1 protein-coding gene is annotated in these 1,327 nt (G+C 71.4%); it reads right to left on the reverse strand.

All coding sequences use genetic code 11. From position 1 onward, the window contains the following. Positions 1 to 1,180: fumarylacetoacetase (fahA, locus tag C1J00_RS43200; RefSeq protein ID WP_102914213.1), on the reverse strand; the 1,180-nt coding region annotated here is incomplete at its 3' end. Between the last annotated feature and the right edge of the window lie 147 nt (positions 1,181 to 1,327).

The following is a 1,327-nucleotide window of genomic DNA, read 5'->3' on the forward strand; positions in this document are numbered from 1 at the left end:
AGATGTGTATAAGAGATAGGTCCGGTCCCGGGGCCCAGGCCGAGAGGGTCACCTCGTCGCCGTCCTCCAGGAACGCGCGCTTGCCGTCGGGGAGTTCGAGCGGCTCGCGGCCGTTCCACGTCAGCTCCAGCAGGGAGCCGCGCTCTCCTTCCGCCGGACCGCTGACCGTGCCGGAGCCGTACAGGTCGCCGGTGCGCAGGGAGGCGCCGTTGACGGTCATGTGGGCCAGCTGCTGGGCGGCCGTCCAGTACATGGTGGAGAAGGGGGGCTCGGAGACGACGTGGCCGTTGACGGCGATGCTGATCCGCAGGTCGTAGCCGCCGGGTTCCTCGTCGCTGTCGTCCAGGTAGGGAAGCAGCTCGTGGGTCCGGGCCGGAGGTGCCACGAGCGCCTCCTCCAGGGCGTCCAGGGGGGTGATCCAGGCCGACACCGACGTGGCGAAGGACTTGCCGAGGAAGGGGCCGAGGGGCACGTACTCCCAGGCCTGGATGTCACGCGCGGACCAGTCGTTGAGGAGGCACAGCCCGAACACGTGCTCGCGGAAGTCGCCGAGGGCCACCGGTGCGCCCATCCGGGAGGGCACGCCGACGACGAAACCGACCTCGGCCTCGATGTCCAGGCGCACGGACGGGCCGAAGACGGGAGCGGCGTCCGTGGGCGCCTTGCGCTGACCGGACGGGCGTGCGACCTCCGTACCGGAGACGACGACGGTGCCGGAGCGGCCGTGGTAGCCGATCGGCAAGTGCTTCCAGTTGGGGGTGAGGGAGTCCTCGGCGTCGGGGCGGAAGATCTGCCCGACGTTCCGGGCGTGGTTCTCGGACGCGTAGAAGTCGACGTAGTCCGCGACCTCGAACGGCAGGTGCAGGGTCACCGACGACAAGGGGTGGAACAGGGGTGCGACGGTCTCGCGGTGGGACGGCACGGTCACCCAGGCGGTCAGCGCCCGGCGCACGTCGGACCAGGCCGTGCGGCCCGCGGCCAGCAGCGGGTTGAGGGTCGGCCGCGCGAGCAGGGAGGCGTACGGCGAGCCGAGCGCGTGGGCCGCCGCGCCCGCGTCCAGCACGTGGTCGCCGAGCCTGACGCCCACGGTCCGGTGGGTGGAGCCGGGGAGGGAGAACACGCCGTACGGCAGGTTGTGCGGGCCGAAGGGGTCGCCTTCGGGGACATCGAAGGGGGGCATCGGGTGCTGCCTCGCTTTCGGGTGTGCCATGTCGTCGCCACGTGTTCGTGGTCGTGCCACACGTTACGGGTGACATGCCGGTCCTGGGCAGAGTCCGAGGAGACGAGGAGGGGCGAACGGGGCAGGTGGGTCCGGGTGGGACCGGAC

It is taken from the genome of Streptomyces cahuitamycinicus (assembly GCF_002891435.1).
Lineage (GTDB): Bacteria > Actinomycetota > Actinomycetes > Streptomycetales > Streptomycetaceae > Streptomyces > Streptomyces cahuitamycinicus.